At 66.2% G+C, this 23,406-nt stretch carries 24 protein-coding genes; 10 read left to right on the top strand and 14 right to left on the bottom strand.

What is annotated here, in order from left to right; genetic code table 11:
- Positions 1 to 33: 33 nt before the first annotated feature.
- Positions 34 to 390: a nucleotide pyrophosphohydrolase gene (locus CDA09_RS12385; protein ID WP_121428978.1), complete on the bottom strand. Its 357-nt coding sequence runs from the start codon at positions 388 to 390 to the stop codon at positions 34 to 36.
- Positions 387 to 1,232, bottom strand: a complete 846-nt coding sequence (locus CDA09_RS12390) for a 23S rRNA (adenine(2030)-N(6))-methyltransferase RlmJ (protein WP_121428979.1) — start codon at positions 1,230 to 1,232, stop codon at positions 387 to 389. The genes CDA09_RS12385 and CDA09_RS12390 overlap by 4 nt, the downstream gene beginning before the upstream one ends.
- Positions 1,233 to 1,330: 98 nt before the next feature.
- Between CDA09_RS12390 and CDA09_RS12395 the strand changes: the two genes are divergently transcribed.
- On the top strand, positions 1,331 to 1,879 hold the full coding sequence (locus CDA09_RS12395; RefSeq protein WP_121428980.1) for a gamma carbonic anhydrase family protein: 549 nt from the start codon (positions 1,331 to 1,333) through the stop codon (positions 1,877 to 1,879).
- Between the two features lie 46 nt (positions 1,880 to 1,925).
- On the opposite strand, the gene CDA09_RS12400 is transcribed toward CDA09_RS12395, so the two are convergent.
- Positions 1,926 to 2,792 carry a DMT family transporter gene (locus CDA09_RS12400; protein WP_121428981.1) on the bottom strand — a complete coding sequence of 289 codons (867 nt, stop codon included), beginning with the start codon at positions 2,790 to 2,792 and terminating at the stop codon, positions 1,926 to 1,928.
- Between the two features lie 173 nt (positions 2,793 to 2,965).
- Between CDA09_RS12400 and CDA09_RS12405 the strand changes: the two genes are divergently transcribed.
- From CDA09_RS12405 to CDA09_RS12415, 3 genes are all read left to right on the top strand, one after another.
- On the top strand, positions 2,966 to 3,664 hold the full coding sequence (locus tag CDA09_RS12405) for an SIMPL domain-containing protein (protein ID WP_121428982.1): 699 nt from the start codon (positions 2,966 to 2,968) through the stop codon (positions 3,662 to 3,664).
- A 44-nt stretch (positions 3,665 to 3,708) separates the two neighbouring features.
- A complete protein-coding gene (locus CDA09_RS12410) occupies positions 3,709 to 4,035 on the top strand; it encodes an MliC family protein (RefSeq protein ID WP_121428983.1) in 327 nt (108 codons plus the stop codon).
- Positions 4,036 to 4,128: 93 nt separating this feature from the next.
- Positions 4,129 to 4,671: a C40 family peptidase gene (locus tag CDA09_RS12415; protein ID WP_121428984.1), complete on the top strand. Its 543-nt coding sequence runs from the start codon at positions 4,129 to 4,131 to the stop codon at positions 4,669 to 4,671.
- Positions 4,672 to 4,713: 42 nt separating this feature from the next.
- Here CDA09_RS12415 and ftsB read toward each other — a convergent pair whose 3' ends face one another.
- From ftsB to pyrG, 4 genes are all read right to left on the bottom strand, one after another.
- Positions 4,714 to 5,004: a cell division protein FtsB gene (ftsB, locus tag CDA09_RS12420; RefSeq protein WP_121428985.1), complete on the bottom strand. Its 291-nt coding sequence runs from the start codon at positions 5,002 to 5,004 to the stop codon at positions 4,714 to 4,716.
- A gap of 109 nt (positions 5,005 to 5,113) precedes the next feature.
- Positions 5,114 to 6,403: a phosphopyruvate hydratase gene (gene eno, locus CDA09_RS12425; protein WP_121428986.1), complete on the bottom strand. Its 1,290-nt coding sequence runs from the start codon at positions 6,401 to 6,403 to the stop codon at positions 5,114 to 5,116.
- A 55-nt stretch (positions 6,404 to 6,458) separates the two neighbouring features.
- Positions 6,459 to 7,298 carry a 3-deoxy-8-phosphooctulonate synthase gene (kdsA, locus tag CDA09_RS12430; protein WP_121428987.1) on the bottom strand — a complete coding sequence of 280 codons (840 nt, stop codon included), beginning with the start codon at positions 7,296 to 7,298 and terminating at the stop codon, positions 6,459 to 6,461.
- 11 nt (positions 7,299 to 7,309) lie between these two features.
- Positions 7,310 to 8,953: a CTP synthase gene (pyrG, locus tag CDA09_RS12435; RefSeq protein WP_121428988.1), complete on the bottom strand. Its 1,644-nt coding sequence runs from the start codon at positions 8,951 to 8,953 to the stop codon at positions 7,310 to 7,312.
- Between the two features lie 110 nt (positions 8,954 to 9,063).
- Between pyrG and CDA09_RS12440 the strand changes: the two genes are divergently transcribed.
- Complete coding sequence (locus CDA09_RS12440) at positions 9,064 to 10,194, top strand: polysaccharide pyruvyl transferase family protein (protein WP_121428989.1); 1,131 nt, start codon at positions 9,064 to 9,066, stop codon at positions 10,192 to 10,194.
- Here CDA09_RS12440 and CDA09_RS12445 read toward each other — a convergent pair.
- Together CDA09_RS12445 and CDA09_RS12450 are read right to left on the bottom strand one after the other, a co-directional pair.
- Positions 10,184 to 10,732 (bottom strand): isochorismatase family protein, encoded by a 549-nt coding sequence (locus tag CDA09_RS12445; RefSeq protein ID WP_121428990.1) that lies wholly within the window; start codon positions 10,730 to 10,732, stop codon positions 10,184 to 10,186. The genes CDA09_RS12440 and CDA09_RS12445 overlap by 11 nt on opposite strands.
- Before the next feature lie 69 nt (positions 10,733 to 10,801).
- A complete protein-coding gene (locus CDA09_RS12450; RefSeq protein ID WP_121428991.1) occupies positions 10,802 to 11,206 on the bottom strand; it encodes an acyl-CoA thioesterase in 405 nt (134 codons plus the stop codon).
- Between the two features lie 166 nt (positions 11,207 to 11,372).
- Here CDA09_RS12450 and CDA09_RS12455 point away from each other — a divergent pair, with 166 nt between their 5' ends.
- On the top strand, positions 11,373 to 13,010 hold the full coding sequence (locus CDA09_RS12455) for an electron transfer flavoprotein-ubiquinone oxidoreductase (protein WP_121428992.1): 1,638 nt from the start codon (positions 11,373 to 11,375) through the stop codon (positions 13,008 to 13,010).
- A 116-nt stretch (positions 13,011 to 13,126) separates the two neighbouring features.
- On the opposite strand, the gene CDA09_RS12460 is transcribed toward CDA09_RS12455, so the two are convergent.
- Positions 13,127 to 13,582, bottom strand: a complete 456-nt coding sequence (locus CDA09_RS12460; RefSeq protein WP_121428993.1) for a copper chaperone PCu(A)C — start codon at positions 13,580 to 13,582, stop codon at positions 13,127 to 13,129.
- 46 nt (positions 13,583 to 13,628) lie between these two features.
- Entirely contained in the window at positions 13,629 to 17,561 is a 3,933-nt protein-coding gene (purL, locus tag CDA09_RS12465) for a phosphoribosylformylglycinamidine synthase (protein WP_121428994.1), read from the bottom strand.
- Between the two features lie 305 nt (positions 17,562 to 17,866).
- On the opposite strand from purL, the gene CDA09_RS12470 reads away from it, so the two are divergent.
- From CDA09_RS12470 to CDA09_RS12485, 4 genes are all read left to right on the top strand, one after another.
- A complete protein-coding gene (locus tag CDA09_RS12470; RefSeq protein WP_121428995.1) occupies positions 17,867 to 18,787 on the top strand; it encodes a lysylphosphatidylglycerol synthase domain-containing protein in 921 nt (306 codons plus the stop codon).
- A gap of 5 nt (positions 18,788 to 18,792) precedes the next feature.
- A complete protein-coding gene (locus CDA09_RS12475) occupies positions 18,793 to 19,839 on the top strand; it encodes a glycosyltransferase family 2 protein (protein WP_121428996.1) in 1,047 nt (348 codons plus the stop codon).
- Entirely contained in the window at positions 19,836 to 21,404 is a 1,569-nt protein-coding gene (locus CDA09_RS12480) for an ArnT family glycosyltransferase (RefSeq protein ID WP_121428997.1), read from the top strand. Before CDA09_RS12475 ends, CDA09_RS12480 begins: the two co-directional genes overlap by 4 nt.
- A gap of 99 nt (positions 21,405 to 21,503) precedes the next feature.
- Positions 21,504 to 22,211, top strand: coding sequence for a phosphatase PAP2 family protein (locus CDA09_RS12485; protein WP_121428998.1), 708 nt, complete (start codon positions 21,504 to 21,506; stop codon positions 22,209 to 22,211).
- Here the strand turns inward: CDA09_RS12485 and CDA09_RS12490 are convergent.
- The 3 genes from CDA09_RS12490 to CDA09_RS12500 are packed head-to-tail and all read right to left on the bottom strand — an operon-like array spanning position 22,208 to position 23,363.
- Positions 22,208 to 22,636, bottom strand: coding sequence for a bactofilin family protein (locus CDA09_RS12490; RefSeq protein WP_121428999.1), 429 nt, complete (start codon positions 22,634 to 22,636; stop codon positions 22,208 to 22,210). The two genes, CDA09_RS12485 and CDA09_RS12490, sit on opposite strands and share 4 nt — an antisense overlap.
- Positions 22,637 to 22,688: 52 nt before the next feature.
- Positions 22,689 to 23,057 (bottom strand): MreC domain-containing protein, encoded by a 369-nt coding sequence (locus CDA09_RS12495; protein WP_121429000.1) that lies wholly within the window; start codon positions 23,055 to 23,057, stop codon positions 22,689 to 22,691.
- Between the two features lie 9 nt (positions 23,058 to 23,066).
- Positions 23,067 to 23,363 carry a M23 family metallopeptidase gene (locus CDA09_RS12500; protein ID WP_286164110.1) on the bottom strand — a complete coding sequence of 99 codons (297 nt, stop codon included), beginning with the start codon at positions 23,361 to 23,363 and terminating at the stop codon, positions 23,067 to 23,069.
- Positions 23,364 to 23,406 lie beyond the last annotated feature (43 nt).

The following is a 23,406-nucleotide window of genomic DNA, read 5'->3' on the forward strand; positions in this document are numbered from 1 at the left end:
GAAAAGTCGTTCATTTTATAAGACATACGCATTTCACAGGCGATCGTATTTGTCGGACCTGCCGCGCGCCTTCTCGACCGGATAACGTTCCGCGTTGATCTGCATCTTGCGCCGTGCCGCGTCCGCGAGGTCGATGTCGAGCACATCGGCCAGGCGCACTAGGTACAGCAGCACGTCGGCCAGCTCCAGCGAAACTTCCCCGCGCGTCGCCTGCGGCAGTGCCACCGACTCCTCGCCGCTCAGCCACTGGAAGTGCTCGATCACCTCCCCCGCCTCGCCCGCCAGTGCCATCGCCAGGTTCTTGGGCGTATGAAAGCGCTCCCAGTCGCGCTCGCGGGCGAAGGCACGCATCGCGTCGCGCAGCTCGCCGAGGCTGTCCCGTTTGCTCATTCGATGTGATGCTCCAGGTCAAAGCCCGCGTCGCCGTTCTCGCCGAGGGCGCGCACCAGCCACGGCATCACCGACTCCAGCACCTGCGGCAACACCCACGGCGGATTGATGATATAGAGCCCGCTGCCGAACATGCCGAAACCGTCGCGCGCCGGTTTGCGCACGGCGAGGCGCACGTCGAGCCAACTTTCGGCGCCGAGATCGGCCAGGCGCTCCGGAAGCTGGCGTGCCTCGGGCCGAGCGAGCATCGGATACCAGACGGCGTAGGTTCCGCCGGGGAAGCGCCGGATGGCGTCGGCGACGGTATCGACGACGCGCCGATAATCCTCCTTCACCTCGTAGGGCGGATCGATCAGCACGACCGCCCGCCGTACCGTCGGCGGCAACAGGCCGCGCAAGCCGCTGAAACCGTCGGCCTTGCGGATCAGCACGCGCTCAGTGTCACGCGCGAAGGTCTGCCCGAGCAGCGCGACGTCGGCCGGATGGAGTTCGAACAGGCGCATCCGGTCCTGTTCGCGCAGCTGCGTCATCGCCAGCGCCGGCGAGCCCGGATAGAAAGTCAGCCGTCCGTGCGGATTGAACTGGGCGACCGCGTCGATGTAGGCGCGCAAGGCCTCCGGCAGGTCATCGCGGCCCCAGAGACGCCCGATCCCGCCGGCGAACTCGGCATTCTTGCCCGCCTGCTCGCTGTCGAGTGCATAGCAGCCGGCACCGGCATGCGTGTCGATGTACCACCACGGCTTGTCCTTGCGGTTGAAATAGCGCAGCAGTTCGATCAGGACGAAGTGCTTGAGAACGTCGGCGTGGTTGCCGGCATGGAAGGCGTGGCGGTAGCTGAGCATGAACGGTGCGGGTCGGGGTCAGGCGCCGAATGCTAACACCGCCTGCTATGATTGCGAGCTGCCGGCACGCATCGCCGGCCCCAAAGGAGAAAGGAAAAATGGCGATTTACGCTCTGGGTGAACATAGCCCGAGCTTCGGCGAAGGGTGCTGGGTCGCGGACAACGCCACGGTGATCGGGCGCGTGGAAGCCGGATCGAACGTGAGCGTCTGGTACAACGTCGTGATCCGCGGCGACAACGACCCGATCACGATCGGCGACAACACCAATGTGCAGGACGGCTCCGTCCTGCACACCGACGACGGCGTGCCGCTGAAGATCGGATCCGGCGTCACCGTCGGACACATGGTCATGCTGCATGGCTGCACGATCGGCGACGATACGCTGATCGGCATCAACGCAGTCGTCCTCAACCATGCCGTGGTCGGCAAGAACTGCATCATCGGGGCCAATGCGCTGATCCCCGAAGGCAAGGTCATCCCGGACCGCTCGCTGGTCGTCGGTTCGCCGGGCCGCATCATCCGCGAACTCACCGACGAGGACATCGCCGGCCTGCGCACGAATGCCGCGAATTACGTGCGCAACTCGCGCATGTACGCTGCCGAGCTGCGCCACATCACGCCCGACCTGCCCAAGCGCCGCGACTGAGACCGGCGCCGCGATTTCGATGGGGAGCGCGCACGGCGTTCCCCGTTCAGTCGGCCGGCGCGTGGCGCGCGAGCCAGATCACCGCACCGAGGATCACCGCGCCGCCCAGCACCTGATTGACCTGGATTGCCTCGCCGAGGAAGATCGCCGCCAGCACGAAGGTCACGACCGGCTCGAGGGTGGACAGGCTTGCGGCATCGGCGGCACCGAGCTTCTGCAGGCCGACGAAGAAGCTCACCATTGCAATGACCGTGGACACCACCGCGATCAGCAGCACCGCGCTCCACCCCATCGCCCCCCGCGGCCACGCGGCGCCCGAAACACCGACGACGGCACCGAACACCACCGCAGCCGCAATCATGACGACCGTCGCGCTCGCCAGGGGCGCCTCCTGGCCCATGACGCGGGTGCCGACGAGGATGTAGACGGAATAGATCAGCGCCGCGCTCACGCCGAGGGCGACCCCCAGCGGGCGTCCGCTGAGTTCGCCGCCAATCGTCAGCGCCGTTCCCGCGAGCGCGATGAGGACTGCCAGCACGCGCCCCATCGTGAGCCGCTTCCGCAGGAATACCGCGCCCAGCATCGTCACGAGCACGGGATACAGGTAGAGAAGCAGCGCCACCAGGCCAGCCGATGCGAAATTGAGCGCCTCGAAGAACGCGTAGGACTGGGCGACGTATCCGACCCCACCCATCGCAACGAGAACCGCCGCATTGCGGGCGGAGGGCCAGCGCCGCCGCGTCGCGAACATCACGGCGGACATCAGCGCGGCAGCGATCAGAAAGCGCAGGAACAATACCGTCACGACGTCCGCGCCGCTATCGCGGGCAAACCGGGCGAAGATCGCCATCGCACCGAAAGCCGATGCCGACACCGCCACATACGTCGCGCCGACCAGGCGCTCGTTACGCATTCGCTCTCCCCGCAAATCGTCAAGCTTGCCGAAGCCAGGCGGGGAGGTCAATGACGCGGGTCGCCCGCGCCCCGGCCACGCACTTACACACATTTACAACACATCGGCATCGGATGCTTGCCGTCGTGTGTCGGAGCGTTACACTTCGCGCCTTGAGGTCTTCCACACGGAATATGCTCCGACGCTGCTTCCTGATCTTCCTGCTGCCGCTGCTTGTCCCCGCCTGGAGCCACGCAGCCGAGGAAAAGACCGGCAGTGGGGCGACGACGGCAGAGCTTTCGGCCGATGCGAACCGGGCAGCCCCGAACGACCTTGCCACCGCGACGCTGTATTTTCAGGCGGACGACAAAAATCCCGCGCCCCTTGCACGGCAGGTGAACTCGGTGATTGCCGCGGCCATCGAGCAGGCAAAGGGGTATGCGAGCGTGAAGGCGAAATCCGCGGGCACCAGCACCTTCCCCCTCTATGGCAAGGAAGGACGACGGATCGAGGGCTGGCGCATGCGCTCGGAAATCCGGCTCGAAGGCCGTGACCTTCCCGCCATGACCGAACTGGTCGGCAAGCTCCAGGGGACGCTCGCGCTGTCGAGCCTGACGATGCAGCCCTCGCCCGAGACGCGCAAGAGCACGGCCGACCTGGCCGCCGCCGATGCGATCCGCGCTTTCCAGGAGCGCGCCCGCAACATCGCCGCCACGCTCAACAAGTCCTGGCGCCTCCGTCACCTCGCCGTCGCCTATGGCGGCGACCCTCGCCCCGTCTTTCCGACCGCACGTGCAGCCACGTTCACCGCCGACGCGTTACCGCTACCCGTCCAAGCCGGAGAAACGGACATCGTCGTCACGGTCAGCGGAACCATCGAACTGACGGATTAACGCGGCACGCCAACGGCGACGCCGCTCGACACTGAAGAAACCTCATGCACCTGAATCGCCAATTCGCAGCCCTCTCCGCACTGCTCATCGGTGCCATTTCACTCGCTGGCACGGCCTGGACCCGCGATGGCTCGCATGTCGTCAGCTATGCCTGTGCCGGCGGCGAGCAATTCACCGTCGAGTACTTCGATGCGCACGTCCGCCTGCGAACCGGCGCAGGGGTCTTCGCCCTCGCCGGGAAACAGGTGAGCAGCGGCGAGAGATACACGGACGGATACACGGTCTTCACCGTGAACGGCAACCGGGCAATGCTCGAACGGCCGGGGCTGCCGGAGAGCACCTGCAGCCCCATGCCCAGGCCGTCTCTTTGATCACGGCGCACCCGGCGCCGGGTCGCGGGCCGGGGCGCTGGACATGTCGTGGCAATTTTCCTATCGTTGCGGGATAAAGAACGAGGGAGCCCGATGACTGTCCGCAAGCTGCTTCAGGGTCTGGCGGGGTTCGCCGTCGCGGCACTCGTCGCCGCATGCGGCAGCGTTCCGCCCCAGCGGCCGGACATCCCGTCGATACCGCCGTCATCGACAGGGCGCGCCGCCGCCGATTACTTCTTTATCGAAGATCCCGAATATTCGCGCGAACTGGTCATTTACGCGCTGGGGCTGCTCGACACCGGATATCGTTTCGGGGGGCGGAACCCGGAAGCCGGTCTCGATTGCAGCGGCATGGTTTCCTTCATCGTCGAGCAGGTATCCGGACGCAAGCTCCCCCACAATGCCGCGCAGATCGCGGGCCAGACCCGGCCGATCAGCCTCACGGCGCTGCAGCCCGGCGATCTGGTGTTCTTCAATACGATGAACCGGCCGTACTCGCACATGGGGATCTACATGGGCGACGGCAAGTTCGTGCATGCGCCTTCGAGCCGCGGGCGTGTCCGCGTCGAAAGGCTCGACAGCCCCTACTTCAAATCCAGATTCGACGGCGCCCGGACCCTCGCTGCCGAAACCTGAGGCGGACGGCGCCAGCAAATCACGCAGCGCAGCCGACGACCCTCACTGCTTTTGCTGCGAAGAGTTCTGTGGGGTGTGGACGAAAACCTCACCGGGCTTGGTCAGCCCGAGTTCGAAGCGTGCGCGCTCTTCGATCGCCTCGTTGCCCGACTTGAGATCACGCACTTCGGCTTCGAGACCGGCGTTGCGCTGTTCCAGCGTGCGGTTCTTTTCGCGCTGTTCCTGCAATTGGCGGTCGACATCCCATACACGCAGCCAGCCGCCCTTGCCCAGCCAGAGCGGGTACTGCAGTGCTGCCACCAGCAGGACGAGGATGACCAGGGGCCAACGCATACGCAACCAACCTTGCCTTAACCAAAAGAAGGCCGGCGAATGGTTCGCCGGCCTTTCGTGTCGTACTTGTGCGGACGGCCCTCGCAGGCCGTCCCGTGGTGCGTAGAGTTTAGCGCACGCGCAGGTTGTAGAAGGCGCGACGGCCCGGATAGCTGACGGTATCGCCCAGGTCTTCCTCGATGCGCAACAGCTGGTTGTACTTCGAGATGCGATCCGAACGCGACAGCGAACCGGTCTTGATCTGCATCGCGTTGAGGCCCACGGCGATGTCGGCGATCGTCGAATCTTCGGTTTCGCCCGAGCGGTGCGAGATCACGGCGGTGTAGCCCGCGCGCTTGGCCATTTCGACCGCTGCGAAGGTTTCCGACAGCGTGCCGATCTGGTTGATCTTGATGAGGATCGAGTTGGCGACGCCCTGGTCGATACCCTGCTCCAGGATCTTCGTGTTGGTGACGAAGAGGTCGTCGCCGACGAGCTGGATCTTGCGGCCGAGCTTGTCGGTCAGCGTCTTCCAGCCGGCCCAGTCGTTCTCGGCCATGCCGTCCTCGATCGACACGATCGGGAAGCGGTCCGCGAGCGTCGCGAGGTAGTCGGCGAAGCCTTCGGAAGTCAGCGTCAGGCCTTCGCCGGCCAGCACGTACTTGCCGTCCTTGTAGAACTCGGACGCCGCGCAGTCGAGCGCCAGCACCACGTCGCGGCCCGGCTCGTAGCCGGCGGCGGCGATCGCGTCCTGGATCATGTTAAGCGCTTCCTCGGTGCCGCTGACGTTCGGCGCGAAACCGCCCTCGTCGCCCACGGTCGTCGGGTAGCCCTTCTTGTCGGTGAGCTTCTTCAGGTGATGGAAGATCTCGGCACCGCAACGCAGCGCCTCGCGGAAGCTGGTCACGCCGACGGGCATGATCATGCATTCCTGGATGTCCAGGCTGTTGTTGGCGTGCGCGCCGCCGTTGATGACGTTCATCATCGGCACCGGCATGGCCATCGGGCCCGATCCGCCGAAGTAGCGGTACAGGGGCAGGCCGGCCTCTTCGGCCGCGGCCTTCGCGACGGCCATCGACACGGCCAGCATCGCGTTGGCGCCCAGGCGCGACTTGTTCTCGGTGCCGTCGAGCTCGATCAGGGTGCGATCGATGAAGGCCTGCTCCTCGGCGTCGAGGCCGATGATCGATTCCGAGATTTCGGTGTTGACGTTCTCGACCGCGCGCAGCACGCCCTTGCCCAGGTAGCGCGCGGCATCGCCGTCGCGCAGTTCGATCGCTTCGCGCGAGCCGGTCGAGGCGCCGGACGGCACCGCGGCACGGCCCATCACGCCGGATTCGAGCAGAACGTCCGCTTCGACGGTCGGATTGCCACGCGAGTCGAGAATTTCGCGCGCAATGACATCAACGATTGCACTCATGGGTTTTCCTGTCCTTCCAGGGGTCAAAAATGGGTAGATCGAAACGCGGGCCGCCTCAGCCCGCCAATTCCGTGAAACCGTGGCTCTTCACGAGCTTGTCGATATCCTTCAGCGTCGCCAGCAGCGCCTTCATCTTCGGCAGCGGCCAGGCGTTCGGCCCGTCGGACAGGGCCTTTGCCGGATCGGGATGGGTCTCCATGAACAAACCCGCCACGCCGACGGCCACCGCCGCCCGCGCGAGCACCGGCACGAATTCGCGCTGACCGCCCGAGGCCGTGCCCTGCCCGCCCGGAAGCTGCACCGAATGCGTCGCATCGAACACGACCGGGCATCCGGTTTCGCGCATGATCGCAAGGCTGCGCATGTCCGACACGAGATTGTTGTAACCGAACGATGCGCCGCGTTCGCACACCATGATGGAGTCGGCGCCGCCGTTGGCTTCGCGTGCCTTGTCGACGACGTTCTTCATGTCGCCCGGCGCGAGGAACTGACCCTTCTTGATGTTCACCGGCTTGCCGCTGGCTGCGACCGCATGGATGAAGTCGGTCTGGCGGCACAAGAAGGCCGGCGTCTGCAGGACATCGACGACGGCGGCCACGGCCGGGATTTCCTCGATCGCATGCACGTCGGTGAGCACGGGCACACCGAGCTGCTTGCGCACGTCGGCGAGGATCTCGAGCCCCTTCTCCATGCCCATGCCGCGGTAGGACTTGCCCGAGCTGCGGTTGGCCTTGTCGTAGGAGGACTTGTAGATGAACGGGATCGCCAGCTCGGCGCAGATTTCCTTCAGTGCGCCGGCCGTTTCGAAGGCCATTTCACGCGATTCGATCACGCAAGGCCCGGCGATCAGGAAGAAAGGCTTGTCGAGCCCGGCCTCGAATCCGCAGAGTTTCATTCGCAACTCCCTCAGGCCGCGGCGGCGGCCACCTTGCGCGCCAGCGCTGCCTTCACGTAGGCGGTGAACAGCGGGTGGCCCTTGCGCGGGTTGGAAGTGAATTCGGGATGGAACTGGCAGCCGACGAACCACGGGTGCACGTCCGCCGGCAGTTCGATCATCTCGCACAGATCGGTGCCGGGCGCGCGGCCGGAGACGACCAGCCCCTTCTCCTCGAGCTGCGAGAGCAGCTTGTTGTTCACTTCGTAGCGGTGGCGGTGGCGCTCGACGACGTCGGCCGAGCCGTAGACCTCGCGCGCGAGCGAGCCGTCGGTGAGGTGGCACAGCTGGGCGCCGAGGCGCATCGTGCCGCCGAGGTCGGACGATTCGGTGCGTTTCTCGACCTTGCCGCTGCGGTCCTGCCATTCGGTGATCAGGCCGATCACCGGATGCGCCGTGTCGCGCTCGAACTCGGTCGAATGCGCGCCGGGCATGCCGGCGACGTCACGGGCGAATTCGACCACCGCGAGCTGCATGCCGAGGCAGATGCCGAGATACGGAACCTTGTTCTCGCGTGCGTAGCGGATTGCGGCGATCTTGCCTTCTGTACCGCGCTTGCCGAAACCGCCGGGCACGAGGATGGCATCCATCTTCTCGAGGGGCTTGCAGCCTTCGCGCTCGATTTCCTCCGAGTCGAAATAATGGATGTTCACCTTGCTCTCGGTGTGCATCCCCGCGTGGTTGAGCGCCTCGATGAGCGACTTGTAGGATTCGGTGAGGTCAACGTACTTGCCGACGAAGGCGACGTCGATCGCCTGCTTCGGGTTCTCGAGCGCATGGACAAGCCTGTCCCAGACGCTCAGGTCGGCCGCGCGCGCGAGGATGTTGAGCTTGTGGCAGACGATCTCGTCGAGCATCTGGTCGTGCAGCTGCCCGGGGATCTTGTAGATCGAGTTCGCGTCGAGACACTCGATGACCGCTTCGGGCATCACGTTGCAGAACAGCGCGATCTTGCGCCGCTCGTCGGCCGGGATCGAGCGGTCGGCGCGGCACAGCAGGATGTCGGGCTGGATGCCGATCTCGCGCAGTTCCTTCACCGAATGCTGCGTCGGCTTGGTCTTCAGTTCGCCCGCGGTAGGGATGTAGGGAACCAGTGTCAGGTGGATGAAACAGGTGCCGGCGCGGCCCTCTTCGATCCCCATCTGGCGGATGGCTTCCAGGAAAGGCAGCGACTCGATGTCGCCGACCGTGCCGCCGACCTCGACGATCGCGACATCCGCGCCTTCGGCGCCGCGCTTGATGTACTGCTTGATCTCGTCGGTGATGTGCGGGATGACCTGCACTGTCTTGCCGAGGTATTCGCCGCGGCGCTCCTTCTTGATCACCGACTCGTAGATCTGGCCAGTGGTGAAGTTGTTGCGCTTGCTCATGCGCGCGCTGGTGAAGCGCTCGTAGTGCCCGAGGTCGAGATCGGTTTCCGCGCCGTCTTCGGTGACGAAGACTTCACCGTGCTGGAACGGACTCATCGTGCCCGGATCGACGTTGATGTACGGATCCAGCTTGAGGTGGGTAACCTTGATGCCGCGGGATTCGAGAATGGCCCCCAGCGAGGCCGCTGCGATGCCTTTGCCCAGGGAGGACACGACACCGCCGGTAACGAAGACGTATTTGGTCATGGGAACGTTGCTGCGGGAAAGCGCGATGATAACCGAAGTGCCCTGCGGGCCGGAAGCGATGTGCGGGACCCGCCCTTTCCCCGACCGGGGAACGGTGCCATGCTAGGCGCATGACTGACGCGATCCGGTGCGAAGCGCCCGCTGAAGGGCGTCGCGTAATCCTTTTCGGCGCCTTCGATCGCCACAACTTCGGCGATCTCCTGCTTGCCCGATGTGCCGCAGCGGGCGGCTCCGCGGGGTGCGTGTTCGCCGGCCTTGTCGCGCGCGACCTGAGCGAATTCGGGGGTTTTCGCACCGTGCCGCTCGCCGCCGCCATCGAGCGCTACGGCAACGACGAGGCGGACTTCGTGCATGTGGGGGGCGAAGTGCTGACCACCACCGCGTGGGAAGCGTCGGTCATGCTGCAGCGCGCCGAGGACGTCCCGCGCATACTGGCCGTCCACGACTACTCCGATACCGCGCGCGACGAGTGGGCGGCCGCATGCCTCGGCACCGCCCGCCGCATCCCCTACGTCGTTGCGAAGGACGATCTGCCCCGCGCCTGGCGCACGCACTTTCGCGGTGTCGGCGGCGTGGCGTTCGATGCGCTCCAGGCAGCGGACAGGCATGAAGTGCTGCGTGCCCTCGCGGGCGCGACGACGCTCGCCGTTCGCGACCGCAGCACCTTCGAAGCCCTTCGCCGCGCCGGGCTCGATGCCGACCTCGCGCCCGACCCGGCCATCAAGACCCCGGCTCTGCTCGGCGACCTGATCCGGCAACGCGCACGACAGGGCGAAGTCGCGTCGCTCCAAGGACGCATGCAGTCGTGGATGGCCGTCCAGCTTGCGGCGGAATGGGGAGACGATGCGACGCTCGAAGGCGTTGCGCAGTTACTGCGTGCCGAAGCCGAGGCACGCGGAAGCGGCATCGTGCTGTTCCGGGCCGGACTTGCGCCGTGGCACGACGACCTCGAAACGCTCGGGCGACTGGCCGATCGCCTGGCAGCCAGGGTGCCCGTCGCGCTGTTCGAATCTGCCCACGTGCTCGACATCTGCGCCCTGCTCGCCGGAGCGAGCACCTACGTCGGGACGAGCCTGCACGGCTGGATCGTTGCGCACGCGTTCGGCGTCCCGGCGCGCAGTCTCGTCCACGGTCCCAGCGACAAGGCCGCGTGCTATCTGGACACGTGGTGCAGCGTGCCACGCCAATGGCGCACGACGGGCGAATCCGTGCCGCTTTTCCCGCGCACGGTCAGCGGATGAAGTCGCGATTCACTTCGCGGAAAAGATCCGTACCGCCGCGCTTCAGCCATTCGAACGCGACCATTTCGCGCGACACGATCTCGATCCCGTGGCCACGCATGCGCGCGAGTGCGAGTTCGCGGTCGCTGGCCCGACGCGAGCCGGCAGCGTCCGCGACGACGAACACATCGTGTCCGGCCCAGCGCAAGCCCAGCGCGGTCTGCTGGACGCAGACATGGGACTCGGTGCCGCAGACGATGATCTGCCGGCGGTCGTCGATGGCGGTGCCCTTCAGGCAGCCGTCGGCTTCGGCGGAGAAAAACTCCTTCGTGACGAACTGCGCCCCGACAGCGACCGCCGCGGCCTTCACTTCCGCCACCGTGCTGCCGATCTTTTCCGGGAAGTGCTCGGTCACCACGACGGGCACCCCCATCCGGCCCGCCACGCCGGCCAACCAGGCACAGTTGCGCACGACCGCGTCGCCGTCGTCGATCGCCGGTGCGAGACGCTCCTGGACGTCGACGATCAGGAGGACGGACTTTTCGCGGTTCATCAGCATATTCGGGCTCCGATGGGATGTTCCGGCGTGCGGGGCACGATCCGGCGGCAATGACGCAACAATGATCGATCAGAGCATGCCGCGAAGTCCATCCGGAATGGGGACGGACTTGTTGGTCGCCACGTCCGTCCACACGACTTTCGAGGCGCCTTCGGCATACAGGCGCTCGTCGCCCTCGACGAAGATCTCGTACCAGGTCATGACACTGCTGCGGCCCGGCATGCCGGCATAGACCTTGACGATGACCGTCGCCGGGTAATTGACCGGGAGCAGAAAGGTACAACTGGCGTTGATCACGACCGGACCCTCGCCCCGGTTGGGATCCACCGCGAAGCCGAGCGTCTCGATCCATTCGACGCGAGCCTGTTCGCAAAAGCGGAAGTACACCGTGTTGTTCACGTGGCCGTAGTAGTCCATGTCGCCCCAGCGCACCGGGATACGGGTGGTATGAACCAGCTTGCGCTCCTGCTCCATTCGATCGCTTCCTCTTGGTTTGGCTCGACAAGGCACTGTAACATACGGTACCGTATGTTTGACATGGCCGGGGCAATCTATTGGTATGGGCATGCCGAGGCGTGCATGTATTAAACTGCAGCCCGCCCAAACAAAACCAAATGCGCGTATTCAAATGGAGAACTGAATGGAACGCGAATCGATGGAATTCGACGTCCTGATCGTCGGCGGCGGCCCTGCGGGCCTGGCGGCGGCGATCAGGTTGAAACAGTTGGCCGCGGAAAAAGGCAGCGACGTCTCGGTCTGCCTGATCGAGAAGGCCGCCGAGATCGGCGCGCACATCCTCTCCGGCGCGGTCATGGACCCGCGCGCGCTCAACGAACTGTTCCCCGACTGGAAGGAACAGGGCGCGCCGCTGAATACGGAAGTCACCGAAGACCGCGTGATCTTCCTGAACGAAACCGGCGGGCGCAAGGTGCCCAACGGCCTGCTGCCGGACTGTTTCCTGAACCACGGCAACTATATCGTGCGCCTGGGCAACCTCGCCAAGTGGCTCGGCGAGCAGGCCGAAGCGCTGGGCGTCGAGGTCTATCCGGGTTTCGCCGGCGCCGAGATCCTGTATGACGAGACGGGCGCCGTGAAGGGCGTGGCGACCGGCGACATGGGCGTGACGCGCGAAGGCGAACAGGGCCCAGCCTTCCAGCCGGGCATGGAGCTGCACGCGAAATACACGCTGTTCGCCGAAGGCTGCCGCGGCCACCTGGGCAAGCAGCTCGAAGCGAAATTCAATCTGCGCGACGGCGTCGATCCGCAGACCTACGGCATCGGCCTGAAGGAACTGTGGGAGGTGCCCGCCGAACGCCACGAGAAAGGCCTCGTCGTGCATACGACCGGCTGGCCGCTGCCGTCGGACACCTACGGCGGCGGATTCGTCTATCACCTCGAGGACAACCTCGTCTCGATCGGCTACGTGGTCGGCCTCAACTACACCAACCCGCATCTGTCGCCCTTCGAGGAATTCCAGCGCTACAAGACGCACCCCGAGATCCGCAGGTACCTCGAGGGCGGCAAGCGCCTGGCCTATGGGGCGCGCGCGATCGCCGCGGGCGGCCTGCAGAGCCAGCCGAAACTGGTGTTCCCCGGCGGTGCACTGATCGGCGACGACGCGGGCTTCCTCAACGCCGCGCGCATCAAGGGCAGCCACGCCGCGATCAAGAGCGGCGCGCTTGCCGCCGAGGCCGCCTTCGACGCGGTCACGGCGGAACGTCAACGCGACGAGCTTGCCGCTTTCCCCGAAGCCTTCCGCTCGAGCTGGCTGTACGAAGAGCTGCACAAGACGCGCAACTTCAAGCCCTACATGAAGAAGGGCCTGTGGATGGGCTCCTTGCTCTTCGGCATCGATCAGAAGGTGTTCGGCGGCAAGGCGCCGTGGACGCTGCACAACAGCTCGGACCACGACAAGCTCAAGCTCGCCTCCGAGTGTCCGAAGATCGACTACCCGAAGCCGGACGGCGTGCTGACCTTCGACCGGCTCTCGTCGGTGTTCCTGTCGAACACCAATCACGAGGAAGACCAGCCCTGCCACCTGCAGCTGAAGGACGCGTCGGTGCCGATCGCGGTGAATCTCGCGAAGTACGACGCCCCCGAGCAGCGCTACTGCCCGGCCGGCGTGTACGAGATCGTGCGCGAGGAGACCGGTCCGCGCCTGCAGATCAACGCGCAGAACTGCGTGCACTGCAAGACCTGCGACATCAAGGACCCGACCCAGAACATCAACTGGGTCGTACCGCAGGGCGGCGAAGGGCCGATCTACCAGGGGATGTAAGCCCGGGCCTGCTGCCAGCGAGTACGGCAGCCTGTGGTCAGGAAGGGGCGGCTCCGGCCGCCCTTTTTTCGTCCGGCTGCAAAAATGCCTCAGGGGGCGATGCAGGCCGGGCGCGTTCAGCGTGCATGGACAGCGTCCCCGATCGTGCCCAGCGGCCGGACCGAGGCCGTGACCTCGACAGTCTCGCGCTTGCCGTCTCGCCCTTCCACGGTCAGCACCAGCGGCACACTATCGCCCGGATGCAGCGGTTTGCGCAGATCGAGCAGCATCATGTGATGCGCCCCCGGCTTGAGCTCCACGGTCTGGCCGGCGGGAAGCTCCACCCCCGCGACCGGACGCATCTTCATGACATCCTTGTCCATCGCCATTTCGTGGATCTCGACGGTTCCCGCGACCGGCGAACCGGCTGCGACAAGTTTTACGTCATGTGACGACGTGAGCCGCATGAAGGCTCCGGTGACTTTCTGCTGCGGCACGGTCGCGCGCACCCACGGGGCCTCGACCTTGACGTCCGCGTGTGCAGGCAGCGCGAGGATCAGCAGGGACAGGGCTGCTGCGATAGATGACTTCATTTTTCCACTCCGTTCCGCTTTTGGGCAGTCGGCTGCATGACGCCGGTCAGCCGAGCCAGCGACGTGCGTTGCGGAACATCCGCATCCACGGCGAATCCTCACCGAGCGTCGCGGGATGCCAGCTCATCTGGATAGTACGGGCGGTGCGCTCGGGGTGCGGCATCATGATCGTGAAGCGGCCGTCCGCCGTCGTCACGCCGGCGAGACCGTCGGGCGAGCCGTTGGGGTTGAACGGGTAGCTCGCGGCGGGTTTGCCGTGGTTGTCGACATAGCGCACAGAGGTGAGCACGCTGCCGCGATCCGTGTCCTTCGCGAACACCGCCCTGCCCTCGCCGTGGCTGACGACGATGGGCATGCGGCTGCCCGCCATGCCGGCGAAGAGGATCGACGGGTTCTCGGGGATCTCCGCCATCACGAAGCGCGCCTCGAACTGCTCGCTGCGGTTGCGATGGAAAGTCGGCCAGTGGTCGGCGCCCGGCACGATCGCGGCGAGGTTTGCCATCATCTGGCAGCCGTTGCACACACCCAGAGCGAAGGTGTCGCTGCGTCCGAAGAAGGCTTCGAACTGCTCGCGCAGCCCCGGGTTGAACAGGATCGACTTGGCCCAACCCTGCCCTGCGCCGAGGACGTCACCGTACGAGAAACCGCCGCAGGCTGCCAGGCCGTGGAAGTCGGACAGGTGATGGCGGCCGGCCTGCAGGTCGGACATATGCACGTCGAAGGGAGCAAAGCCCGCACGTTCGAACGCGGCCGCCATCTCGGCCTGCGAGTTCACGCCCTGCTCGCGCAGGATCGCGATCTTGGGCCGCGCCCCGGTCGCGATCATCGGTGCGACGATGTCTTCCGCCGGGTCGAAGCTCGTGACCACGCTCAGACCGGGATTGGAGAGGTCCGCCAGGGCCTCGAACTCTTCGCGCGCGCAATCGGCGTCGTCGCGCAGGCGGGCGATGCGATAGCTGGTCTCCGACCAGGTCTGCAGCAGCTCGGCACGCCGGGCGTTGAACACCAGCTTGGCATTGCGCCACAGGCGGATCTCGTCGCGCTCGTTCGGCTCGCCGAGGAAGTGATAGGTCAGCCCGGCTTCGCGCAGCGGCGCCGTGACGCGCGCGCGGTCGTCGCGGCGGATCTGGATCACCGCGCCCAGCTCCTCGGCGAACAGTCCGCCGAACAGGCGATCGTTGAGGCGACCCTTGATCGTGTCGGGCTTCTTGTCGAGGCCGTCGACGTCGTTCATGTACTGGTCGTAGCAGACGGTGTCGAGCACGACCGACAGGCCGCACTTCGACGCGAAGGCCATCTCGCACAGCGTCGCGAAGAGGCCGCCGTCGCTGCGGTCGTGGTAGGCGAGCAGCAGGCCGTCCTGGCGGAACTGCTGGATCAGCTTGAAGAAGGCCGCCAGTTGCGTCGGATCGACGTCGGGCGCGTGCTCGCCGACCGAGCCGAACACCTGCGCTAGCGCCGACCCGCCGAGGCGCTTGCGGTCGTTGCCGAGGTCGATCAGCATCAGCTCGGTGTCGACGCCCTCGGGGAACTGCAGCTGCGGCGTGAGCGTGCGGCGGATGTCCTCGACCGGGGCGAAGGACGTGACGATGAGCGACAGCGGCGCGACGACCTGACGGTCCTGGCCTTCGTCCTGCCATGCGGTCTTCATCGACAGCGAGTCCTTGCCGACCGGGATCGCGATGCCCGCCGTCTGGCAGAACTGCGACACGGCGCTCACGGTGTCGTAGAGCTTCGCATCCTCGCCGCGGTGTCCGGCGGCAGCCATCCAGTTGGCGGACAGCTTTACCCTGCCGAGATCCGCGATATCCGCGGCGGCGAGGTTGGTGATCGCCTCGCCTACGGCCATGCGGCCGGATGCCGGCGCGTCGAGGCAGGCGACCGGTGTGCGCTCGCCCATCGCGAAGGCCTCGCCCTTGTAGCCGTGGAAGCTCATCGCGGTGACCGCGACGTCGGCCACCGGCACCTGCCACGGGCCGACCATCTGGTCGCGCGCGGTCATGCCGCCGACCGAGCGGTCGCCGATCGTGATGAGAAAGTTCTTGGAGGCCACCGTCGGCAGGCGCAGCACGCGCAGGCACGCCTCCTTGAGGTCCACGTCGGTGACGTCGAAGGGTGGCACATGCACGGCGCGGCGCGACACGTTGCGCGTCATCTTCGGCGGCTTGCCGAGCAGGACCTGCATCTCCATGTCGACCGGCTTGTTGTCGAAGTGGCGGTCGCTCACGGTGAGGTGGCCGTCGGCCGTGGCGGTGCCGAGCACGGCAAACGGGCAGCGCTCGCGCTCGCAGATGGCACGGAATTCGGCGAGGCTTTCCGGCGCGATCGCGAGGACGTAACGTTCCTGCGATTCGTTGCTCCAGATCTCGCGCGGGCTCATGCCCGGCTCTTCGATGTGCACTTCACGCAGTTCGAAGTGCGCGCCGAGGCTGGCCGAGTCGGCGAGTTCCGGCATCGCGTTCGACAGGCCGCCCGCGCCGACGTCGTGGATCGACAGGATCGGGTTCGCCTCGCCGCGCTGCCAGCACGCGTCGATCACTTCCTGGCAGCGGCGCTGGATCTCCGGGTTGCCGCGTTGCACCGACGCGAAGTCGAGGTCCGCGGTGTTCGTGCCGGTCGCCATGCTCGACGCCGCACCGCCGCCGAGGCCGATCAGCATGCCCGGGCCGCCGAGCTGGATCAGCAGCGTGCCTGGGGCGAACTGGATCTTGTGCGACTGCTGGCCCTGGATGCTGCCGAGGCCGCCGGCGATCATGATCGGCTTGTGATAGCCGCGCACCTCGTTCTGCACTTCCTGCTCGAAGGCGCGGAAATAGCCGGCGAGGTTGGGCCGGCCGAACTCGTTGTTGAACGCCGCGCCGCCGATCGGGCCTTCGATCATGATGTCGAGGGCGGAGGCGATGCGTTCCGGCTTGCCGTAGGGTTTCTCCCACGGTTGCGTGAATTCGGGAATGTTGAGGTTCGACACCGAAAAACCGGCGAGGCCGGCCTTCGGCTTCGAGCCGCGGCCGGTTGCCCCTTCGTCGCGGATCTCGCCGCCCGCGCCGGTCGCGGCGCCCGGGAACGGCGAAATCGCCGTCGGGTGGTTGTGGGTCTCGACCTTCGCGAGGATGTGGGTTTCCTCCTCGCGGAAGCGCCACTGCCCGTCCGGGTCGGCGTAAAAGCGGTCGACGACGGCGCCTTCGATGACCGAGGCGTTGTCCGAGTAGGCCACGACCGTCCCTTCGGGATGCGTCTTGTGCGTCTCGCGGATCATGCCGAACAGGGTCTTGTCCATCGTGCGCGCGTCGATGACCCAGTCCGCGTTGAAGATCTTGTGGCGGCAGTGCTCCGAGTTCGCCTGCGCGAACATCATCAGTTCGACGTCGGTCGGATTGCGCCGCATGCGCGTGAAATTGTCGACGAGGTAGTCGATCTCGTCGTCCGACAGCGCGAGGCCCAGTTCGCCGTTCGCGGCGATGAGCGCATCTCGCCCGCCGCTGAGGATATCGACGCTCGTCAGCGGTTTCGGCTCGTAGTGATGGAACAGCGCTTCGGCCGCATCGACGCTCTGCAGCACCGATTCGGTCATGCGGTCGTGCAGCGCCGGCAGGACGGCGGCAAACTGGCGATCGTCCAGGCCGCCGCGGACGTCGAGGGAATAGGCGACGCCGCGCTCGATGCGCACGACCTTGTCGAAACCGCACTGGCGCGCGATGTCCGTGGCCTTCGAGGACCACGGCGAGATCGTCCCGAGCCGCGGCACCACGACAAGCAATGTGCCTGCCGGGACTTGCGGGGTGGTCGGCACGGCACCGAGCAGATCGACCAGGCGCTCCAGTTCCATCCCGGTCAGCGGCGCCTTGATCTCGATGAAATACCAGAGCTCGGCTGCGAGTCCCTTCAGTTTGGGCAGCGCGTCGGCAACGGTACGCGAGAGCCGCTCCAGACGGGATGAAGAGAGCGCCGCAGCGCCGCGCAGCTTGATGATTTCGGCCATGTGAGTCGGTACGAAGGGTAAGGAAGGACGCGAACGAAGTCCGGCGTACGGAAAAGACCGTAATTATACCCGACGGCCGTGCCCGCTCCCGCTGGGAGTTTCCGTACGTGGCAAGAGGGCGGCCAGCGTGCATCGGCAATGCCTCTCGCGTCGTTCAGGGAGCGCGTGCCGAGATCGGGTAGAATTACATGTTTTGTCCAACGCCGCCTGATGATCTCTGCGCCCCCGTCTCCTTGCTCACGCCAAAGCCTCCGCCGGATCGGCCTCGCCCCGGCGTCGGACGGGAGCAATCGCGAGGTGCGCGCGTGAAGCGACTGCTGGCGATCGCCGCAAGCCTCGCCCTCCTCGTGTGGTTCGCGAGCGATGCGCGATGGGTCGGCCTGATCGACGCGTTCGGGCGCTTGAGCGCTCCCGCGCTGGCGGCCGGTGTGATTGGCTTCGGCGTGAGCTACCTCCTTCGCGCGGGCCGCGTCTACGACGAATTCCGTCGCGACGCTCGCGGCCGATTCGGCGCCTGCCTGCGCATCGTCCTGATTCACAATGCAATGGTGAACGTCGTTCCCTTCAGGGGCGGCGAAGCGGCGTTTCCGATCCTGCTCGGACGCAATTTCGGCACGCCGCTGGGCCGGGCCGTGGCGTCGCTGTTCTGGTTTCGCCTGCAGGATGCGCTGGTGGTCGCCGTGCTTGCCGCAGCCGTCTGGCCGGGCCTTCCGCTGCTGCTGCGGGGCGCGGGCGTTCTCGCGCTGCTCGCGTTCGCGTGGTATCTGCCGCGCTGGGCACGTGCGCCGCATGCGTGGGCCGAGCGTGGCGGCACCGCCGCGAAACTCGCCAAGCTGCGCGACGCCTTCGCCGAGTCGACGCGGCATGCCCGCTTCGGCTGGCTATGGACGCTCGCAAACTGGTCCGTGAAGCTCGCGACCCAAGCCTGGCTCCTCGCCGCCCTCCTCCCGAGCGCCGCCGCCGTCGGAGCCGCCGGCGCACTCGGCGCGGAACTCGCTGCGATCCTTCCGGTCCAGGGGGTCGCCGGCTTTGGCACCTATGAAGCCGGCGCTGCAGCGGCCATGCTGCCTCACGGCATCGTCTTCGCGAGCGCCCTCCAAGCCGCCCTCGCCCTTCACCTTTTCGTTATCGCGTGCGCGGTCGTGTCCGGCGCCCTGGGCTGGCTCATGCCGGCGCCACCGGCTGCCACGCCCGCAGATCGCTCGCCTCTTTCCGGAAAATACTGATTCGAATGAACAAATCGCCCTTGCCGCCGGCCGAGCCGCAGATTCCTGCGGACATGCCCGAACATACCCTTTCCGTCGTCGTACCGATGTACAACGAGGCGGAAAACGTCGAGCCGCTCCTGGAGCGCGTGCATCTCGCGCTCGGGCCCTACCCGTGGCCGTGGGAAGTCGTGCTCGTCGACGACGGCAGCTCCGACGCGACGCCTGCCGAGCTGGCCCGCTGCGCCGACAAGTACGGTCCGCGCGTGCGCATCGTGGAGCTGATGCGCAACTTCAAGCAGACCGCCGCGATGCAGGCGGGCCTGGATGCGGCGCGCGGCAGCGTCATCGTCACGATGGACGGCGACCTGCAGAATGATCCGATCGACATCCCGCGCATGGTCAACCGCCTGCTGACCGAAGACCTGGACCTCGTCGCGGGATGGCGCAAGGACCGGCAGGACGGCCTGCTGCTGCGCAAGGTCCCCTCGCGCATCGCGAACCGCCTGATCGCGCGCATGACCGGCGTGCATCTCAAGGACTACGGCTGCAGCCTCAAGGTTTTCCGCGCGAGCGCGATCAAGAGCGTCCGGCTCTACGGCGAAATGCACCGCTTCATCCCCGCGTGGCTGGCGACCGTAACGACGCCGCGCCGCATCGCCCAGGAAGTGGTCACGCACCATGCGCGCGTCTTCGGGCAGTCGAAATATGGAATCTCGCGCACTTTCCGCGTGGTCCTCGATCTCGTCTTCGTCTACTTTTTCATGCGCTACCGCACCCGCCCCGGGCACTTCTTCGGCGGCATCGGAATCGGGCTGGGCGCGCTCGGCAGCGTGATCCTCGCCTACCTGCTCGCGCTGAAGGTGTTCCACGGCGAGGACATCGGCACCCGCCCGCTGCTCTTCGGCGGATTTTTCCTCGTCATTGCAGGCGTCCAGATGGTCACCTCCGGCGTGCTCGCCGAACTGCTGGCGCGCGTGTATTACGAATCGGGATCCTCGCGTGCCTATCTGGCGCGTCCGACGGGCGCGCTCGACGACTCCGACGGGTGGCACCGGAACGAGGCTCGATGAGCGATTCCGCCGCGCCCCTGCCTCAGCCGCGTTCCTGGCAGGTCGTCGCAATCTTCCTGCTCCCGCTGGTGGCGTTCTGCCTGCGCCTCGGCGGCGCGCCCCTTTTCGACGTGGACGAAGGCGCGTTCTCCGAGGCGACGCGGGAGATGTTCGAACGCGGCGATTTCCTGTCGACCTATCTGAACGGTGCGCACCGTTTCGACAAGCCGATCCTGATCTACTGGCTACAGGCACTGGGCTATCTCCTGTTCGGCGCGACCGAGTGGGGGTTCCGGCTGCCCTCCGCCGTAGCCGGCATCCTCTGGAGCTACGCGACCTGGCATTTCGCGCGCGAGCGCTTCGGCTCCAGTACCGCGCTTGCCGCGCTCGCCGTGGCATCGACCGCGCTGGGGCCGTTCGCGATCGGCCGTGCCGCAACCGCTGACGCCCTGCTGAACCTGCTGCTGGCACTTGCGCTCTTCGACGCGTGGCGCCATCTCGAATCCGGCCGCCGTACGCCGCTCCTGCGCAGCTTCGTCTGGATCGGACTCGGCGCGCTCACCAAGGGGCCGATCGCGCTGATCGTGCCGGGAACCGTCAGCCTGCTCTACTGCGCGAGCCGGGGAGAATGGAAACGCTGGGCGCGCGCCGTGTTCGACCCGGCGGGGCTGGTCATCCTCGCCCTGATCGTCGTTCCGTGGTACGCGGCGGCGCTGGCGATTCACGGCCAGCTTTTCATCGACGGCTTCATCCTCAAGCACAACGTCGAGCGCTTCACGGGTACGCTCGAAGGGCATGCCGGCAGCCTCTTCTACTACGTGATCGCGGTGCCGCTGCTGCTGCTGCCGTGGACGGGCCCCCTGCTCGCATCCGTCCGCCACGTCCGGGGCGATGTCGCGACCGGCGTGCGTCGTTTCCTCTGGATCTGGGCGATCTTCGTCGTCGCGTTCTTCTCGGTCTCCGGCACCAAGCTGCCGCATTACGTGCTGTACGGATCGACACCGCTGTTCCTCCTGATTGCGGTCCATCGCAACGAATTGCAGCGCACCGCACTGCACCTGATCGCGCCGACGCTGTTCCTGGCCGTCTTCCCGTTGCTGCCAGCGATCTTCAACGCCCTCGCCGCGAGCGACGCCGGCAGCGCGTATTACCGCGCCCACCTCCAGCTCGCACTCGCGGAAGCCACGCCCGAGTATTACCTGATCACGATCGGCGGCCTGCTCGCATGGCTGTGGCTCGCCGCACGATGGAATGCCGCCGCGTGGATGAAAGTCGGTGCCGCCGCAGCGATTCAGGTCGTCGTTCTAGCCGGGGTCGTCGTTCCCTGGGCCGGGGCAGTGCTGCAGGGACCCGTCAAGGAGGCCGGCCTGCTCGCCCGCGAAATGGGCGAACCGGTCATCGCCTGGCGCTACTACGCGCCAAGCTTCAGCGTCTATCGGCAGGGCGTGACACCAGGTCGCGCGCCCGAGGCGGGAGAACTCGCGATCACCCGCGCCGATCGCCTCCCGGCCAGCGGCGTGGACGTCCTCTACCGGAAAGGCGGGGTCGCGCTGGTCCGCAAATTGGCCGACAGCGAGCCCAACTGAGGCTCCCGGCATCACTGAAGGAAGTGTCGCATGCGTGAAACCCGCCCTCCCCTGGATCATTCGGCTGCCGGGCAGCCCGGGGGCGGAAAGCGCTTGCCGATGAGCGGGCTGACGCTCTGGATGGTCGGTACGATGCTCGCGTGCGCGGCGCTATTCACGGTCCTGCCGCAGATCGATCTCGCCGTGTCGGGAGTGTTTTACGATCCCGTGCACGGTTTCACCGGCGATTACAACGCCGTCGTCCAATCGCTGTATCGTGGCATTCCGCTCATGTCGAAAGCGGCAGTCATCGGGCTCTTCATCGCCCTGTTCGCCTACTCGTTCCAGCGTGGCGCCACCGGCCGCAAGCGGCGCATCCAGGTTGCCTATCTGATTACCGCGCTGATCCTCGGACCGGGGCTGCTGGTCGATGTCGCACTCAAGGACGCATGGGGCCGCGCGCGTCCCGTCAAGATCGCCGAATTCGGGGGCGCCAGGACCTTTTCGCCCGCCCTGCGGCCGTCGGACCAGTGCGACAGCAACTGCTCGTTCGTCAGCGGACATGCTTCCGCCGGCTTTTACCTTGTAAGCCTCGGGTTCCTTGGCGGCGCGGCGGCCCGGAGGCGCTGGACTCTTATCGGTCTCGCGGCCGGGTCGGCCTTCGGCATGGGACGGATCGCCCAGGGCGGACATTTCCTGAGCGACATCGTCTTCAGCTTCTACGTGACGTGGTTCGCCGCATGGGCGGCGTGGGCGCTGTTCCGGCGCCTGCACTGGCTGCAGGACGACACGGACTTCCAGGTCGGCGCCCCCGGCTCCGGGAGCTAGCGCCCCCCGGCTGCCGCAGCCGGACCGGCCAGCTCGATGACGTTGGCCGCAGGGGCCTCGTCGCCGAGCTTCTCCAGCTTCCCATCGACGACGGCGCCGCACTCCATCTGCAGCTGCCGATACACGATGTTGCCGGATATCCGCGCATTCGACTGCAGTTCGAGGAAATGTTCGACTTCGAGGTCGCCGGTGATGACGCCGTTGATCACGGCGTCATAGGCGCGCACGCGCCCGTTGATCGACCCCTTCTCGCTCAGCACGAGCAGGCTGCGTTCGCCGTCCTGGTTGATGACATTACCCTGGATCCGGCCATCGACCCTGAGCCCGGCAGAGAACAGTACATCGCCGACGATCTCGAGATTGTCGGCGACCAGGCTGGAAAGCTTGGTCATCTCTATCGTGTGCTTGCGCTTGCGTCGCAGCATTAGTGTTGCTCCCTGATTGCAATTCTTGTTTTTACAGCCCCCGCGGGCCAAATCATTTCGCCGGACCGCGCGCACCCGCGGACTTGAGGAACGCGAGCTCGTCGCCCACCTGCTTCAGCTGCTCGTTCAGCGTGGCGACCTGACGCTCCAGTTCGTTCCGCGTGGCCAATTCGACCTGGAGTTCGAAGCGGAGCCTGGAAACCTCCTTCCGGAGTTCGACATTCTCCGCGCGCACGTCCGACAGGAACGACGCCGGGGCGAGATGGTTCTCGAAAAAACGGAAGCCGGCTACGGCCAGCACCAGGATCGCGACGAGCGCCCCCAGGAAGAATGCCACGCGCCCGAAGCCACGGGAGACCGGGCTCAGTGTGTATTCCTTGCGGGTCAGGTCGTGATTTGGCGAACGCGGCGACGGCTTCATCGGCGGCGCTCAGAAGCGTGCCAGGTAATACGCGGGGTCGACGACCAGACCGTCCTTGATGACCTCGAAGTGCAGATGAGGCCCGGTCGAGCGCCCGGTCGAGCCGACCTCGCCGATCTTCTGACCCGGTATCACGATCTGGCCGGGCACCACGGTGAGCCTGGAGGCATGGGCGTAGCGCGTCACGAGACCGCCGCCGTGATCGATTTCCACCGTCTTGCCGTATTCGACGCGATGGCCGGCGTAGGTCACGCGTCCGCCGCCGCTGGCAACGATCGCAGTGCCGCGCGGGGCGGGATAATCCACACCGCTGTGAAAGGTACGATGCGTCGAGGTAGAAACTCCGCGA

The organism is Azoarcus sp. DN11 (assembly GCF_003628555.1).
Lineage (GTDB): Bacteria > Pseudomonadota > Gammaproteobacteria > Burkholderiales > Rhodocyclaceae > Aromatoleum.

Bases quoted from the DNA above. Each gene is read 5' to 3' on its own strand.
- CDA09_RS12385 (WP_121428978.1), bottom strand. From the start codon at position 390: ATGAGCAAACGGGACAGCCTCGGCGAGCTGCGCGACGCGATGCGTGCC.
- CDA09_RS12390 (WP_121428979.1), bottom strand. From the start codon at position 1,232: ATGCTCAGCTACCGCCACGCCTTCCATGCCGGCAACCACGCCGACGTT.
- CDA09_RS12395 (WP_121428980.1), top strand. From the start codon at position 1,331: ATGGCGATTTACGCTCTGGGTGAACATAGCCCGAGCTTCGGCGAAGGG.
- CDA09_RS12400 (WP_121428981.1), bottom strand. From the start codon at position 2,792: ATGCGTAACGAGCGCCTGGTCGGCGCGACGTATGTGGCGGTGTCGGCA.
- CDA09_RS12405 (WP_121428982.1), top strand. From the start codon at position 2,966: ATGCTCCGACGCTGCTTCCTGATCTTCCTGCTGCCGCTGCTTGTCCCC.
- CDA09_RS12410 (WP_121428983.1), top strand. From the start codon at position 3,709: ATGCACCTGAATCGCCAATTCGCAGCCCTCTCCGCACTGCTCATCGGT.
- CDA09_RS12415 (WP_121428984.1), top strand. From the start codon at position 4,129: ATGACTGTCCGCAAGCTGCTTCAGGGTCTGGCGGGGTTCGCCGTCGCG.
- ftsB (WP_121428985.1), bottom strand. From the start codon at position 5,004: ATGCGTTGGCCCCTGGTCATCCTCGTCCTGCTGGTGGCAGCACTGCAG.
- eno (WP_121428986.1), bottom strand. From the start codon at position 6,403: ATGAGTGCAATCGTTGATGTCATTGCGCGCGAAATTCTCGACTCGCGT.
- kdsA (WP_121428987.1), bottom strand. From the start codon at position 7,298: ATGAAACTCTGCGGATTCGAGGCCGGGCTCGACAAGCCTTTCTTCCTG.
- pyrG (WP_121428988.1), bottom strand. From the start codon at position 8,953: ATGACCAAATACGTCTTCGTTACCGGCGGTGTCGTGTCCTCCCTGGGC.
- CDA09_RS12440 (WP_121428989.1), top strand. From the start codon at position 9,064: ATGACTGACGCGATCCGGTGCGAAGCGCCCGCTGAAGGGCGTCGCGTA.
- CDA09_RS12445 (WP_121428990.1), bottom strand. From the start codon at position 10,732: ATGCTGATGAACCGCGAAAAGTCCGTCCTCCTGATCGTCGACGTCCAG.
- CDA09_RS12450 (WP_121428991.1), bottom strand. From the start codon at position 11,206: ATGGAGCAGGAGCGCAAGCTGGTTCATACCACCCGTATCCCGGTGCGC.
- CDA09_RS12455 (WP_121428992.1), top strand. From the start codon at position 11,373: ATGGAACGCGAATCGATGGAATTCGACGTCCTGATCGTCGGCGGCGGC.
- CDA09_RS12460 (WP_121428993.1), bottom strand. From the start codon at position 13,582: ATGAAGTCATCTATCGCAGCAGCCCTGTCCCTGCTGATCCTCGCGCTG.
- purL (WP_121428994.1), bottom strand. From the start codon at position 17,561: ATGGCCGAAATCATCAAGCTGCGCGGCGCTGCGGCGCTCTCTTCATCC.
- CDA09_RS12475 (WP_121428996.1), top strand. From the start codon at position 18,793: ATGAACAAATCGCCCTTGCCGCCGGCCGAGCCGCAGATTCCTGCGGAC.
- CDA09_RS12480 (WP_121428997.1), top strand. From the start codon at position 19,836: ATGAGCGATTCCGCCGCGCCCCTGCCTCAGCCGCGTTCCTGGCAGGTC.
- CDA09_RS12485 (WP_121428998.1), top strand. From the start codon at position 21,504: ATGAGCGGGCTGACGCTCTGGATGGTCGGTACGATGCTCGCGTGCGCG.
- CDA09_RS12490 (WP_121428999.1), bottom strand. From the start codon at position 22,636: ATGCTGCGACGCAAGCGCAAGCACACGATAGAGATGACCAAGCTTTCC.
- CDA09_RS12495 (WP_121429000.1), bottom strand. From the start codon at position 23,057: ATGAAGCCGTCGCCGCGTTCGCCAAATCACGACCTGACCCGCAAGGAA.